General features: G+C 67.0%; 13 protein-coding genes and 1 pseudogene. 13 read left to right on the top strand and 1 reads right to left on the bottom strand.

Features of this window, described 5'->3' with window-relative positions; genetic code table 11:
* Nucleotides 1-5: 5 nt before the first annotated feature.
* From ftsZ to ACIQ0W_RS04025, 13 genes and pseudogenes are all read left to right on the top strand, one after another.
* A complete protein-coding gene (gene ftsZ, locus ACIQ0W_RS04085) occupies nucleotides 6-1,160 on the top strand; it encodes a cell division protein FtsZ (protein WP_036294609.1) in 1,155 nt (384 codons plus the stop codon).
* 42 nt (nucleotides 1,161-1,202) lie between these two features.
* On the top strand, nucleotides 1,203-1,898 hold the full coding sequence (locus tag ACIQ0W_RS04080; RefSeq protein WP_396641538.1) for a YggS family pyridoxal phosphate-dependent enzyme: 696 nt from the start codon (nucleotides 1,203-1,205) through the stop codon (nucleotides 1,896-1,898).
* 33 nt (nucleotides 1,899-1,931) lie between these two features.
* A complete protein-coding gene (locus ACIQ0W_RS04075) occupies nucleotides 1,932-2,381 on the top strand; it encodes a cell division protein SepF (protein WP_036294602.1) in 450 nt (149 codons plus the stop codon).
* A 9-nt stretch (nucleotides 2,382-2,390) separates the two neighbouring features.
* On the top strand, nucleotides 2,391-2,696 hold the full coding sequence (locus ACIQ0W_RS04070) for a YggT family protein (RefSeq protein WP_036294599.1): 306 nt from the start codon (nucleotides 2,391-2,393) through the stop codon (nucleotides 2,694-2,696).
* Nucleotides 2,697-2,838: 142 nt separating this feature from the next.
* A complete protein-coding gene (locus ACIQ0W_RS04065) occupies nucleotides 2,839-3,441 on the top strand; it encodes a DivIVA domain-containing protein (protein ID WP_036294597.1) in 603 nt (200 codons plus the stop codon).
* Nucleotides 3,442-3,540: 99 nt separating this feature from the next.
* Nucleotides 3,541-4,197, top strand: coding sequence for a signal peptidase II (gene lspA, locus ACIQ0W_RS04060; protein WP_396641537.1), 657 nt, complete (start codon nucleotides 3,541-3,543; stop codon nucleotides 4,195-4,197).
* Between the two features lie 2 nt (nucleotides 4,198-4,199).
* Nucleotides 4,200-5,120: an RluA family pseudouridine synthase gene (locus tag ACIQ0W_RS04055; protein WP_396641536.1), complete on the top strand. Its 921-nt coding sequence runs from the start codon at nucleotides 4,200-4,202 to the stop codon at nucleotides 5,118-5,120.
* A 45-nt stretch (nucleotides 5,121-5,165) separates the two neighbouring features.
* Nucleotides 5,166-5,501, top strand: a pseudogene (locus ACIQ0W_RS04050) (GNAT family N-acetyltransferase); the annotation flags it as partial.
* 144 nt (nucleotides 5,502-5,645) lie between these two features.
* On the top strand, nucleotides 5,646-9,113 hold the full coding sequence (gene dnaE, locus ACIQ0W_RS04045; protein ID WP_370651857.1) for a DNA polymerase III subunit alpha: 3,468 nt from the start codon (nucleotides 5,646-5,648) through the stop codon (nucleotides 9,111-9,113).
* Between the two features lie 61 nt (nucleotides 9,114-9,174).
* Nucleotides 9,175-10,215, top strand: a complete 1,041-nt coding sequence (locus ACIQ0W_RS04040; RefSeq protein WP_396641535.1) for a hypothetical protein — start codon at nucleotides 9,175-9,177, stop codon at nucleotides 10,213-10,215.
* A gap of 21 nt (nucleotides 10,216-10,236) precedes the next feature.
* The gene (gene hisD, locus ACIQ0W_RS04035; RefSeq protein ID WP_396641534.1) at nucleotides 10,237-11,562 is read left to right on the top strand and encodes a histidinol dehydrogenase; all 1,326 of its coding nucleotides are present in this window, start codon (nucleotides 10,237-10,239) and stop codon (nucleotides 11,560-11,562) included.
* Nucleotides 11,563-11,605: 43 nt separating this feature from the next.
* Entirely contained in the window at nucleotides 11,606-12,091 is a 486-nt protein-coding gene (gene nrdR / locus ACIQ0W_RS04030; protein WP_051513196.1) for a transcriptional regulator NrdR, read from the top strand.
* Between the two features lie 16 nt (nucleotides 12,092-12,107).
* Complete coding sequence (locus ACIQ0W_RS04025) at nucleotides 12,108-13,130, top strand: quinone-dependent dihydroorotate dehydrogenase (protein ID WP_396641533.1); 1,023 nt, start codon at nucleotides 12,108-12,110, stop codon at nucleotides 13,128-13,130.
* A 24-nt stretch (nucleotides 13,131-13,154) separates the two neighbouring features.
* On the opposite strand, the gene ACIQ0W_RS04020 is transcribed toward ACIQ0W_RS04025, so the two are convergent.
* Complete coding sequence (locus ACIQ0W_RS04020; protein ID WP_036297148.1) at nucleotides 13,155-13,724, bottom strand: DUF3043 domain-containing protein; 570 nt, start codon at nucleotides 13,722-13,724, stop codon at nucleotides 13,155-13,157.
* Nucleotides 13,725-13,743: the final 19 nt, after the last annotated feature.

The raw sequence follows: 13,743 nt of genomic DNA, 5'->3' as shown, positions 1-13,743 counted from the left end.
CCGGCATGAGCCAGAACCAGAACTACCTCGCCGTTATCAAGGTTGTCGGCGTCGGCGGCGGCGGCGTCAACGCCGTCAACCGCATGATCGAGCTCGGGCTGCGCGGTGTCGAGTTCATCGCGATCAACACCGACGCGCAGGCGCTCCTCATGAGCGACGCCGATGTCAAGCTCGATGTCGGTCGCGAGATCACCCGCGGCCTCGGCGCCGGCGCCGACCCCGAGGTGGGGCGCCGTGCGGCAGAGGATCACGCCGAAGAGATCGAAGAGGCCCTCCGCGGCGCCGACATGGTGTTCGTCACAGCGGGCGAGGGTGGTGGCACCGGCACCGGTGGCGCACCCGTCGTCGCCAAGATCGCGAAGTCGATCGGCGCCCTCACGATCGGTGTCGTCACGAAGCCGTTCTCGTTCGAGGGACGCCGTCGTCAGACACAGGCCGACACGGGCGTGGCCAAGCTCAAGGAAGAGGTCGACACTCTCATCGTCGTGCCGAACGACCGCCTGCTCGAGATCAGCGATCGCGGGATCTCGATGATCGAGGCGTTCGCGACGGCAGACCAGGTGCTTCTCGCCGGTGTGCAGGGCATCACCGACCTCATCACGACTCCCGGTCTCATCAACCTCGACTTCGCCGACGTCAAGTCGGTCATGCAGGGAGCGGGATCGGCCCTCATGGGTATCGGCTCTGCCCGCGGCGCGGATCGTGCGATCAAGGCTGCCGAGCTCGCGGTTGAATCTCCGCTGCTCGAGGCCTCGATCGAGGGTGCGCACGGTGTGCTGCTCTCGATCCAGGGTGGCTCGAACCTGGGAATCTTCGAGATCAACGATGCCGCGCAGCTCGTCAAAGAGGCAGCGCACCCCGAGGCGAACATCATCTTCGGTACGGTCATCGACGACACGCTCGGCGACGAAGTGCGCGTCACGGTGATTGCGGCCGGATTCGACGGCGGAGAACCCCTGCAGCGCAGCGAGCCCGTCGTCGCTCAGCGACAGGCGCCCGCCCTGCCGGTCGCCACGGCCGACGAGGCAGCCGAGGTCAAGGCCCCCGTGCGCGAGTCGGTTTCGGTCGGCTCCGCGTCCGGCCCGATCGTTCCCGAGGCCGCGGGTTTCGACTCCGCGTTCGGTGACGACGATCTCGACATCCCGGACTTCCTGAAGTAGCGGTATCCCGCAACGGATGCCGCGGCCCGCGAGAGGTGCCGCATGACCGAAGTGGCCCCTCTCGCGGACCGACTGGCGTTGTTGGACGAACGCGTCGCAGCCGCGGCCCGGACGGCCGGACGCGACCCGGCTGAGATCACGCGGATCGTCGTGACGAAGTTCCATCCGGCGCAGCTGGTGCGCGATCTGCACGCCCTCGGCGTCCGAGACGTCGGTGAGAACCGCCAGCAAGAGATCTCCGCAAAACGTGCTGAGCTCGAGGACCTCGCGGACATGCGCTGGCACTTTGTCGGGCAGATCCAGACGAACAAGGCGCGTGCCGTGCGGGCCGCCGCATCCGTCGTTCACTCGGTGGATCGGACCAAGCTCGCCGACGCTCTCAGTGGCGCCGCGGACGCCGGGACGCCGCCGCTCGACGTGCTCGTGCAGATCAATCTGACGGCCGACGCGGGACGCGGCGGAACGAATGAGTCGGACGTCGTGGCCCTCGCCGAACACGTCGCCGGATGCGCCGGCCTCCGGCTGCGCGGCGTCATGGCTGTGGCGCCGCTCGACGAGAATCCCGCCGCGGCCTTCGCACGCTTGGCCGAGCACGCCGCACGGGTCCGCGCCGTGGTGCCCGACGCATCCTGGATCAGCGCCGGGATGACGGGGGATTTCGAAGAAGCGATCGCCGGCGGCGCGACACACCTGCGGATCGGGTCCGCAATCACGGGCAACCGACCCGCCCGCGGTTAACCTCGAAACAGACGAGCCAACACGGAGGATGCGATGTCGAACCCGCTCAAGAAGACCATGGTCTACCTCGGTCTTGCCGACGAAGAAGAAGTCGTCGACGAGCCGCAGCAGCAGCACTCGCGCGTGCACGCCGTCGAGCCCAAGGGCACGGTGACGCCCCTTCGTCCGAAGGCCGTCCACCAGCCCGCAGCGGGCGGACTGACCGAGATCCTCACGGTGCACCCCAAGCAGTACCGCGACGCCCAGGTGATCGCCGAGAACTTCCGCGAGGGCATCCCCGTGATCATCAACCTCTCGCAGATGAGCGACGCCGACGCGCGCCGCCTCATCGACTTCGCGAGCGGACTGTCGCTGGGACTGTACGGACGCATCGAGCGGGTCACGAGCAAGGTCTTCCTGCTCTCGCCCGAGCACGTCGAGGTTTCGGGTGACGGCGGCATCCCGCACGCCGACCCGGACGCCGCGCCCTTCTCCGCGTCGTAGTCTGTATACGTGGAACTGCTGAGGCTCATTGCGTCGATCCTCAACGGTCTGATCCTGCTGTACGTGTTCGTGCTGCTGGGGCGACTCATTCTCGAGTACATCCCGGTCTTCAATCGCGAATGGCGTCCTCGGGGTGCCGGGCTCATCTTCGCTGAAATCGTCTACACCGTGACGGATCCTCCGATCCGGCTTTTTCGCCGATTCATCCCGCCGCTCCGTATCGGACCGGTTGCGATCGATCTCGCTTTCGCGCTCACGATCTTCCTGTGTTTCATCCTGCTGAGCGTCACACGATCCATCGCCGGCGCGGCATAAACCGGCGCTTTCGGTTGGGCTGACTGTGCCGTGACGCACCCGGTCCGCTCTCGCGACACCGAGATGGCTCAGCTATGCTGATGGCTTCGCGCCCCAGCGCAGCCACGCCGTGACCAGCAGAGATGAACAGGACGGATCCCCCATGGCTCTGACCCCCGATGACGTTGTTACCAAGCAGTTCCAGCACGTCCGGTTCAAAGAGGGTTTCGACCCCGAAGAGGTCGACGACTTCCTCGACGAGATCGTCGTCGAGTGGCGCAAGACGATCGCCGAGAACGAAGAGCTGAAGGCCAAGCTCGAGGCCTATGAGGCCGGCGAGAAGCCGGCCGCCGCGGCACCCGCTGCTGAGCCCGCGCCCGAGGTCGAGGCTCCCGTCGCGGCCGCGCCGAAGCCCGCTCCCTCGAGCGATGACGCCGGCGCAAGCACCAGCGCGGGAATCATCGAGCTCGCGCAGCGCCTGCACGACGAGCACGTCGCCGAGGGCATCGCCCAGCGCGACAAGCTGGTCGGAGAGGCTGAGGCAACCGCATCGCGCATCGTTGCCGAAGCCGAGGCCAAGCAGCGCGAAGAGGCCGCCCGCCTCGAAAAGGAGCGCACGGTACTCGAGGGTCGCATCACCGAGCTCCGTCAGTTCGAGCGTGACTATCGCGCCCAGCTGCGTAGCTACATCGAGGGTCAGCTGCGCGACCTCGAGACGTCCGGCTCGACGTCGGGCTCGACGCCCGTGTCGGCCATCGGTCTCTAGACCTTGACCGAACCGAGTCCCGCACCCGAGCAATCCGCGGGGCCGCGCAAGCCTCTCAATCGACCGGCGGCCATCGCTATCATCGCGACTCTCGCGGTGGTGGCCTTGGCCGCCGATCAGTTGAGCAAGTTCTTCGCCTTGCAGAATCTGACGCCGGGTGATCCGGTCCAGATTCTGGGCGAGTTCCTCGTCTTCGTCCTGGTCTTCAACCCGGGCGCCGCGTTCTCGCTGGGCGAGAGTGTCACGTGGGTCTTCACGATCGCGCTGGCCGCGGTCGCGATCGCGATCGTCTGGTTGATGATCACGCGGGTGCGCTCCCGGCTCTGGGCCGTGGCCCTCGGGCTGCTGCTCGGCGGCGTTCTCGGCAATCTCACCGATCGTCTGCTGCGTGACCCGGGCTTCCCGGTCGGCCATGTCGTCGACTTCATCTCCACGCCGTGGATGATGCCGGCGATTTACAACGTCGCCGACATCTTCATCGTCTGCGACATGATCGGGATCGCCCTGCTCGTCCTGCTCGGACTGCACATGGACGGCACCCGTGAACGTCGGGAAGACCGCGCCGAGACATCCCCGGACGAAAGCGTTGCCGACGGGGCCGTGGGCGATGAGTCCACGGCCGGCGGTCCTGTTTCGATCGAGGGCGTGGGCACCGACCGTGATGCGCTTTTCCCGGTCGCGGACCCGGATGTCGGGGCCCCACGACGACCCGACGGCGCTGTCGCGGACGGCACCGACGACCCCCCGAGGGCCTAGCAGTGCCGGCGCGGAGTCTTCCCGTGCCCGACGGTCTGGAGGGCACCCGGGTCGACGCGGCCCTGGCCAAGATGCTCGGGTTCTCGCGCACCTTCGCGGCAGAGGTTGCCGAATCCGGTGGCGTCAGTGTGGATGGTCGCGTGGTCGGAAAATCGGACCGCCTGTCGGGCGGAGTCTGGCTCGAGGTCAACTGGGAAGAACGCGAGGAACCTCGTGTGGTCCCGATGGCGGTGCCCGACTTCGGCATCGTCTACGACGACGATGACATCGTCGTGATCGACAAGCCGGCGGGTGTCGCGGCCCATCCGAGCGTCGGATGGGAAGGGCCGACGGTCCTCGGGGCATTGGCCGCGAGCGGATATACCATCGCCACGACCGGCGCCGCGGAGCGGCAGGGCATCGTGCATCGGCTCGATGTCGGCACGAGTGGGCTCATGGTCGTCGCGAAGTCCGAAGCGGCTTACACGGCGCTGAAGCGCGCTTTCAAGGAACGTGAGGTCGAGAAGATCTATCACGCCGTCGTGCAGGGGCATCCTGATCCCTTGTCCGGCACGATCGACGCGCCGATCGGTCGGCACGCCACGCACTCGTGGAAATTCGCCGTCACGCCGGACGGCAAGGATTCGGTCACGCACTACGAGACGCTCGAGGCATTCCGTGGTGCCTCCCTGCTCGAGATTCATCTCGAGACCGGGCGCACGCACCAGATCCGCGTTCACATGGCCGCGCAGAGGCATCCGTGTGTCGGCGATCCGCTTTACGGTGCGGACCCGACGATGTCGGCTCGTTTGGGGTTGACCCGCCAGTGGCTCCACGCTCGACAGCTTTCGTTCCATCACCCGGCGACCGGCGACTGGGTCACCTTCGCCTCGGATTATCCGGCCGATCTCGCCCACGCGCTCGAGGTGCTGCAGGCCGGATGAGCCGGGGTCCTGCCGAATGTCGCAGGCCCGGGGCAGAATGCGGTGATGGCGATCGACGTGCGGCCCGCGACGGTGTTCGAAGATGTGCAGATCATGGTGGGCCCCAAGCGCCCCGATGCGAATGTCTGCTGGTGTCTGAGCTACCGCATCCCGTCGAAAGAGAACCTCGCGCTTCGGGGCACGGCGCGCGGCGAGCGCGTTGCCGAGCTCGTGCGCGAGGGGCCGCCCGGTGTTCTGGCGTACGACGGGGAAGAGATCGTCGGGTGGGCGGCGATCCATCCGCGGGCGGACACCTCGTTCGCGCGGAACCGCAAGATCCCCCGTATCGACGATCAGGATGTCTGGTCGCTTTGGTGCGTGCGGGTGCGCGGTGGTGAACGGGTTTCCGAGGGTCCTGATGCGTCTCGATCTGGCGTAGCCGGGTCGGTTTCGGTGCGACCCGTCGACGATGTCGGAGGCGCCCCTTAGTGTGGACGAGTGGCAGCCGACTCCTTCGTTCATCTCCATGTGCACAGCGAATACTCGATGCTCGACGGGGCCGCCCGCGTCGGCCCGCTCGTGCAAGAGGCGGCACGTCAGGGCATGCCCGCGATCGCGATAACCGACCACGGCAACACCTTCGGCGCATACGAGTTCTACAAGGCCGCGAAGGATGTCGGCATCAAGCCGATCATCGGCGTGGAGGCCTACGTCACGCCGGGAACGCACCGCAGCGACCGATCCCGTGTGAAGTGGGGCAGCCCCGACCAGAACGACGACGACGTCTCGGGTTCGGGTGCCTATACGCACATGACGCTGCTCTCGCAGAGCACCGAGGGCATGCACAACCTCTTCCGGCTCTCGTCGCTCGCGAGCATCGAGGGGTACTACTTCAAGCCGCGCATGGACCGCGACATCCTCCAGAAGTACGGCAAGGGACTCATCGCGACGACCGGCTGCCCCTCCGGAGAGGTACAGACCCGTCTGCGGCTCGGGCAGTACGACGCGGCTCGGGCGGCGGCCGCCGAGTTCCAGGACCTGTTCGGCAAAGAGAACTACTTCGCCGAGATCATGGACCACGGGCTCAGCATCGAGCGCCGCGTGATGAGCGACCTGCTGCGCATCTCGAAAGATCTCGACATCCCCCTACTGGCGACGAACGATCTGCATTACACGCATCAGCACGATGCCACATCCCACGCCGCCCTGCTGTGCGTGCAGTCCGGGTCGACGTTGGACGATCCCAAACGCTTCAAGTTCGACGGCGACGGGTACTACGTCAAGACGCCGGCCGAGATGCGCCAGATCTTCCGTGACCACCCCGAGGCCTGCGATAACACCCTGCTCGTCGCCGAGCGCTGCGAGGTCGAGTTCAACACCAGCGCGAACTACATGCCGCGCTACCCGGTGCCCGACGGCGAGACCGAACAGTCCTGGTTCGTCAAAGAGGTGGAGCGGGGACTGCAGGCGCGCTACCCGTCGGGGATCCCCGACGAGGTGCGCCGACAGGCCGAGTACGAGACCGACGTCATCGTCCAGATGGGATTCCCGGGCTACTTCCTCGTCGTCGCCGACTTCATCAACTGGGCGAAGAACAACGGGATCCGCGTTGGCCCCGGTCGTGGTTCGGGTGCCGGATCGATGGCGGCGTACGCGATGCGCATCACCGACCTCGACCCGCTCCAGCACGGACTGATCTTTGAGCGGTTCCTCAACCCCGAGCGCGTCTCGATGCCCGACTTCGACGTCGACTTCGACGACCGCCGCCGCGGCGAGGTCATCCAGTACGTCACCGATAAGTACGGCGACGAGCGTGTCGCTCAGATCGTCACGTACGGCACGATCAAGGCCAAGCAGGCGCTCAAGGATGCTTCGCGCGTGCTGGGCTTCCCGTTCGGCATGGGGGAGCGGCTGACGAAGGCCATGCCCCCCGCGGTCATGGGCAAGGACATGCCCCTCGAGGGCATGTTCGACAAGGCGCATCCACGGTTCAAAGAGGCATCCGAGTTCCGCACCCTGATCGAGACCGATCCCGAAGCGAAGACCGTCTTCGACACCGCGGTCGGGCTCGAGAACCTGAAGCGCCAGTGGGGTGTGCACGCGGCCGGCGTCATCATGTCGAGTGAGCCGCTCAGCGACATCATCCCGATCATGAAGCGGGAGCAGGACGGCCAGATCGTCACGCAGTTCGACTACCCCGCGTGTGAGTCGCTCGGCCTGATCAAGATGGACTTCCTGGGGCTCCGCAACCTCACGATCATCGACGACGCGCTCGACAATATCGAGGCGAACCGTGGCGAGAAGCTCGTGCTCGAAGACCTGACCCTCGACGACGTGGCGTCCTATGAGCTGCTGGCGCGCGGCGACACGCTCGGCGTCTTCCAGCTCGACGGTGGGCCGATGCGGTCCCTCCTGCGTTTGATGAAGCCCGACAACTTCGAAGACATCTCCGCCGTCCTCGCGCTGTACCGTCCCGGCCCCATGGGGGTCGACTCCCACACGAACTACGCGCTTCGCAAGAACGGCCTGCAGCCGATCACGCCGATCCACCCCGAACTCGAAGAACCCCTGAGCGAGATCCTCGGTACGACCTACGGGTTGATCGTCTATCAAGAGCAGGTGATGTCGGCCGCGCAGAAGCTCGCCGGCTTCTCGCTCGGTCAGGCGGACATCCTCCGTCGCGCCATGGGCAAGAAGAAGAAATCCGAGCTCGACAAGCAGCAGGCAGACTTCTTCGAGGGCATGACGGCGAACGGATACTCGCCGGCCGCCCAGAACGCGCTCTGGAAGGTTCTCGAGTCGTTCGCCGACTACGCCTTCAACAAGGCGCACACCGCCGCATATGGGCTCATCTCCTACTGGACCGCCTACCTGAAGGCGCACTACCCCGCCGAGTACATGGCCGCCCTGCTGACGAGTGTCGGGGATTCCAAGGACAAACTCGCGGTGTATCTCAACGAGTGCCGACGAATGGGAATGAAGGTCCTCCCGCCCGACGTCAGCCAGTCGATCCGGTATTTCGCGGCCGTGGGCGATGACATCCGATTCGGTCTCGGCGCCATCCGCAACGTCGGGGCGAACGTCGTGGATGCGATCGTCGCGTGCCGCGGCGAGGAGCCGTTCACGTCGTTCCATGACTTCCTGCAGCGCGTTCCGCTGCAGGTCGCCAACAAGCGCACGATCGAATCGCTCATCAAAGCCGGCGCTTTCGACTCGACGGGTGCGACACGGCGCGCGCTGCTCGAGATCCATGAGAACGCGATCGAGCAGACCGTCGACGTCAAACGCAACGAGGCGAACGGTCAGTACGGTTTCGACTTCGACAGCCTGTTCGATGAGCCCCAGCACGGCTCGAAGACCGTGCCGCATCGGCCCGAGTGGACGAAGAAGGACAAGCTGGCTTTCGAGCGCGAAATGCTCGGGCTGTACGTGTCGGATCACCCGCTCGCGGGGCTCGAGATGCCGCTCGCCAAACACGCCTCCACGACCATCCATGATCTGCTCTCCGCCGAGGATCTCGGCGACGGCGACCAGGTCACCGTCGCAGGACTCCTGACGAGCGTGCAGCACCGCGTCGCCAAATCGAGCGGAAATCCTTATGGCATGGTGACCGTCGAGGACTTCAACGGCGAAGTGAACGTGATGTTCATGGGCAAGACGTACATCGAGTACCAGCCGCTGCTGCAGGCCGATGCGATCCTGGTCGTGCGCGGCAGGGTGTCTCGTCGCGATGACGGGCTGAACCTGCACGCCGTCTCGGCGATGGTGCCCGATCTGGGCGCCGTGGACGCCGGGGGAGCGCTCGAGCTCATCGTGCCCGAGCATCGCGCGACACACGCGGTCATCACCGATCTCGCCGTGGTGCTCGAGCGACACCGCGGCCAGACCGAGGTGCGCATGAAGCTGACCAAGGGTGACGTCGCGAAGGTTTTCGACGTGCCGCTTCCGGTCAAGGTGACCGCGGATCTCTACGGGGAATTGAAGTCTCTGCTCGGACCCGGATGCCTGGGCTGAGCGTATGTGCGCGAGGTAAGGTAGCCGGGGCGCCGACGGCGTCGCACGAGAGGGGATGGTTATGGCCGACGAGAACCTGACAGACGACGAGAGGGATCTCGGAGCTTCGCCGGTCTCGGCGACGGAGCCGGACCCGACGCCGACGGATGACGCCGACTTCGACGCGGCGACCGAGAGCGAGCCCGAAGAAGCACCTCAATACGGCGTCGGCCCGTTCACGATCCGCGAGGTCGCGATCCTCGGGCTCTGGGCTGTGGCATTCATCGTCTCGTTCTTCTCCGTTGTTCGTGCACCGTTCAGCTCCGTCTGGATGAGCGGTATCGATTGGGTGCTGACTATCGGCGTGCCGACGGTGGCTGTGTTCCTCATCACCCTGCGCCGCTTCTCGCCCGACGGGATTCGACGCGTGGGGTCGCTCGGCGTCGACCAGTTCGCATCCGTCGCCTTCTCGGTCTCGAGCGTCATCTGGCTCTCGTACATCTGGAACACGATCGCCACGGTGGTCGATGACGGCCCGTGGTACACGACGTGGGTCGTATGGGTCGAGCTGATCGTCTTCCTGGCCCTCGTTCTGCTCACCGTCTTCGCGCCGTTCATCGCGCCGTTCGACGAGGACTTCCGGGGACGCCCCGAAGCACCCGCGCATCGCAACGCCCGCGCCGTGCGTGCCGTCGTGGCCCGCCCCCGCCCCGAGCCGACGCCCGAGTCCTACGCTCCCGTTTCGGGGGATGGGGCCGCGCAGGCCACCGGCGCCTACCCGATCGGCTCGTATGCGGTGGACGACGCCGAGCCGTCCACGGGTGACACGGGCGTTGTCGACGCTGGCGGCTGGAGCCCGACCCCGGCGTACGCGCGCGGAGCGACGGACACCGGCGCGCAGCCGGTGACGGATGCGGCACCCGCAGCGGCTTCGCGCCCCTTCTGGGCGCTGTCGCCGGTCGAGCGCGACGTGGTCGACGAGCGCACCGGGGCCGCGTTGTTCCGGATCGGGCCGACGGCGTGGGCACTCGTGATCGCGGATCGCGGATCGAGCTTCGTCGTGCAGCATGAGGACGGGCGCGTCGGCGTGCTCTACGACGTCTCGGGCGTCACCCGGGGCTGATCCGCCGGGTAGCCTGGGAGGATGCGCACGATCGACCTCCGCGGCACTGCCGCGCGCGATGCCGCGGCCCTCGTCCCGCGCGCGACCGAAGCACGCGACAACGCTTTGCGCGTCGCTGGCGAACTCGTCGCCGACGTCCGTGACCGCGGCGAAGCCGCCCTGCGCGAGCAGGCCGAGAAGTTCGATGGTGTCACCGGACACACGCTCCGGGTTCCGCGCGCCGATATCGACGCGGCGGTCGACGGACTCGATGCCGATGTGCGAGATGCACTCGAACGCGCCATCGAGAACGTTCGGCGCGCGTCGGCGGCGCAGGTCCCGCCTCCGGTCGTCACCGAACTCGCTCCCGGGGCACGCGTCACCCAGCGCTGGCAGCCGGTCCGCCGCGTCGGCGTCTATGTGCCGGGCGGCAAGGCGGTCTATCCGTCCAGCGTCGTCATGAACGTCGTCCCCGCCCAGGTCGCCGGAGTCAGCGCCGTGGCGCTCGCTTCGCCCGCCCAACGCAGTGACGGCAAGGTGCACCCGACAATCCTTGCGGCGGCGGGTCTGCTCGGCGTGGATGAGGTCTACGCGATCGGTGGTGCGGGCGCGATCGCTGCGCTCGCCTACGGCGTTGCGGACATCGCTCTCGAACCGGTTGACGTGGTCACAGGTCCCGGCAACAATTACGTCGCCGCGGCGAAGCGTCACGTCGCGGGCGTCGTCGGGACCGACTCCGAGGCGGGTGCGACCGAGATCCTCGTGATCGCCGACGATTCAGCCGACGCGGCACTGGTTGCGGCGGATCTGGTCAGTCAGGCCGAGCACGACGAACAGGCCGGAGCAGTGCTCGTGACGGATTCGGCCGACCTGGCCGAGGCCGTCCGCGCGGCGGTGCAGGATGTCGCATCGCGCACGCGGCACGCGGAGCGGGTGCGTACGGCACTCGCGGGCACACAGTCCGCGATCGTGCTGGTGGACGATCTGGTTGCTGCGGTGGCGTTCAGCAACGCCTACGCTCCGGAACACCTCGAGGTCCAGACGCGCGACCCCGAGGGGCTGTTGCCCGAGTTGACCAATGCGGGTGCGATCTTCCTCGGACCGAACTCGCCCGTGAGCCTCGGGGACTATCTCGCGGGAAGCAATCACGTTCTGCCCACCGGAGGTCAGGCGCGCTACGCGGCCGGGCTCGGAGCGCAGACGTTCTTGCGGGCGCAGCAGATCATCGCGTACGACCGTGATGCGCTGGAGGGCGTGGCCGACGCGATCGTCGCGCTGGCCGAAGCCGAGGCCCTGCCCGCGCACGGTGAGGCCGTGACCGCGCGCTTCGCGCCGGTCGCAGCAGACTCCGAAGCATCCACGATCTGAAGCTGCCATTCAACGACTCCGCCTTTAGCGAGGACCACGAGATATGCACTGCCCCTTCTGTCGGCATCCCGACTCTCGCGTGATCGATTCGCGCACGAGCGATGACGGGCTCTCGATTCGTCGTCGCCGGCAATGCCCCGAATGCGGTGGTCGATTTTCGACGATCGAGACCGCGAGCCTCAATGTCATCAAGCGGTCCGGGGTCATCGAGCCGTTCAGTCGCGAGAAGGTCATGTCGGGTGTGCGTAAGGCGTGCCAGGGTCGCCCCGTGACCGAGGCGGATCTCGCCATGCTCGCGCAGAAGGTCGAAGAAGCAGTGCGGCAGACGGGCGCGTCCCAGGTGGACACGAACGAGATCGGGCTGGCGATCCTGGGTCCGCTCCGGGCCCTTGACATGGTCGCCTATCTGCGGTTCGCGAGCGTGTATCAAGCTTTCGAGTCGCTCGACGATTTCGAGACGGCAATCGACGATCTGCGCGCGGATCGCGTCGCGGCTCCGGGGTTCGACGGCGACGTGCCTCGTGCGTGAGTCAGAGGGGGGCGGGATGTACCGCCTTCTTTTCTCCGTCGTGCTCTCGAGGTTCGACCCCGAGACGGCGCATCACCTCGGGATGCGGGTCGTGCGTGCCGCGGGTGTTACTCCGTTCTCCGCTCTGGTCCGCCGAGTGACACGCCCCGCGCCAACGCTTCGGACGCGAGCTCTCGGCATCGACTTTCCCTCGCCTTTCGGTGTCGCCGCCGGGTTCGACAAGGACGCGGTCGGGGTTCTCGGGCTCGGCGCGCTCGGCTTCGGGCATGTCGAGGTCGGCACACTGACGGCGATCCCGCAGGACGGCAACCCCCGCCCGCGCCTGTTTCGACTCATCCCGGATCGCGCTGTGATCAACCGCATGGGATTCAACAACGGGGGAGCGGATGCGGCAGCCGCTCGCATCGCGAAGCTCCGCCGGCGTCACGACCGACCGGTGATCGGCATCAACATCGGAAAGAGCCGAGTCGTCGATGTCGCGGATGCGACGGCCGATTATGTGCGCAGTGCGACGCGCCTGGCGCCGCTCGCCGACTACCTCGCCGTGAATGTCTCGTCGCCGAACACGCCGGGCCTGCGCACCCTGCAGGCCGTGGAGACGCTCACGCCGTTGCTGCGCGCGGTCAAGGATGCGGCGGGGACCACACCGCTGCTCGTGAAGATCGCCCCGGACCTCGACGACGAAGAGGTGCGGGCGATCGCACTTCTCGCGGTCGAGCTCGGGCTCGACGGACTCATCGCCACCAACACGACGCTCTCGCGTGCGGGCCTCCGGACCGACCCCACTGTCGTCGAGGCTGCGGGCGCGGGCGGGCTCTCGGGGGCACCGTTGCGTGATCGCTCGCTCGAAGTACTTCGCGTCGTCCGAGCATCGGTCCCCGCCGAGTTCTGCGTGATCTCGGTCGGCGGCGTCGAGAGCGGCGCGGACGTGCGTGAGCGCTTGGACGCGGGGGCCACCCTCGTGCAGGGCTATACCGCGTTTCTTTACCGCGGCCCGTTCTGGGCCCGACAGATCAACCGCGCTCTCGCTCGCGGCTGATCGCCGCGCGAGAGCGGGGGCGGGTCAGGCGATCGGCTTGCCGCCGCGACGCACCTGCGGCTTCGGCAGACGCAGGAAGCGCATCTGCATCGAACGCATCGCCGCGTACCAGGCGGTGCCGCGCTCGAGCTTGTCGGCACCGAACTTGGTGCGGATGGCTCGCTTGGCGCGCCACCCCGTCAGAACCATGTCGAGGACGACGAGCAGGATGAAGCCCCACAATGCGATGAAGGCGTAGTACTGGATGTAGGTGTTCTGGATGAAGGTCAGCAGGATGACGACGATCATGGCCGGCATCACGAACTCGGCGAGGTGCCATCCTCCGTCGACGTAGTCGCGCAGGAACTTGCGCTGCGGCCCCTTGTCGCGGGCGGGGAGGTAGCGTTCGTCTCCCTTGGCCATACCGGCGCGAGCCTGATCGCGCTTCGCCGCGAGTTCGGCGCGGGCACGCTGCTTGGCCTCTTTCGTGTCGGCCACGAGGGGGCGTCGACGCATCGCCTCACGCTCGGAGCGCGTCGGGGTGGCGCGCCCCTTTCCGGCACCGACCGCGGCGGAATCCTCGTCGCTCGGCACGGGGGCGGGGGAGTTGGCCACGATGTTTCCTTGCAGGTCG

The sequence above is a fragment of the Microbacterium sp. genome (assembly GCF_044340635.1).
Classification (GTDB): Bacteria; Actinomycetota; Actinomycetes; order Actinomycetales; family Microbacteriaceae; genus Microbacterium.
This window is presented reverse-complemented; position numbering and strand designations above follow the sequence as displayed.